This is a genomic window from Vibrio sp. 2134-1 (assembly GCF_033339495.1).
The window spans coordinates 1-1,008 of the sequence record NZ_JAWOUS010000154.1 but is presented as its reverse complement, the minus strand read 5'-3'; the positions used below and the strand labels follow the sequence as shown (position 1 = coordinate 1,008).

Annotated in this window: 1 pseudogene; it reads left to right on the top strand. The window is 45.8% G+C overall.

The annotated features are described in order from the left end of the window. Nucleotides 1-1,008 (top strand): annotated as a pseudogene (locus R7R78_RS24585) (lytic murein transglycosylase); the annotation flags it as partial.

Genomic DNA, 1,008 nt, shown 5'->3' with positions numbered 1-1,008 from the left:
GTGAGTGTGACCCGTTATTTAATGCTTGGGATAAAGCGGGTGGACGTACAGACGATTTGATTCTGCAACGCATGTTGTTGGCGTTTGATGCTCGTAACGGTAGTTTGATGGCTTATTTGCAAAAGCTACCAAGCTCTGCAAAAGCGAAACAACAAGCGCAAGAAATGAAAGCGTTGTTTGATAAACCTGCGACGGTGGCTGAGTTTGCTAAGAAAAAGCCAGCCAATGACTTTTATCGTGCTCAGAGTGAATATGCGTTAGAAAAGCTAGCTCGCATGGATGTCAATCAAGCTCAAAAAGCGTATGCGCAAGTCGTGAAAGGACAAAAGTTCTCAGCAGAAAAAGCCCAAGCACTTGCGGACTACATTGCGATTCGTCTGATTCGTACTGAATCCGATTCACTAGCCAAATGGCGAGATGATAAGACGAAAACCAGTAAAAATGTCGCTTTGATCGAAAATCGTATCCGTCTAGCAATTCAAAATGCAGATTGGAAAGGTGTTCAACAGTGGATTGCCGTGCTCAACAAAGATGAGCAAGCCTCGCTTCGCTGGCAATATTGGTTAGGTCGAAGTGAGATTGCGCTGGGTGATGATATTGCTGGCAAACAGCGATTGGCGACCTTAGTTGGTCAGCGCAATTTCTACAGCGTGGCTGCGGCGAATGCGATTGGTCAGTCAATCAAATATCCATCTCATCGTATTAAGCTCGATACTAAGGTTATTCACCCGTATCAAAACTCTCTCACTCGTATTGAAGAGTTGATTGCGACAGATAAAATTGCGGCAGCGAAAAGTGAGTGGGCGCATTTGCTGAGTCGCGTAGGTAAAGATGAAAAGGCGATGTTGGCGGCGTATGCCTCATCCAAGAATTGGCATCACCTAACCGTCACAGCCAGTATCCAAGCGCAAATGTGGGACAACATTGAACTGCGATTCCCAATTGCGCACCGCTGGTGGTTCAACTTTTATGCGAAGAAGCATGACATCGACCCGATTACGATGATGT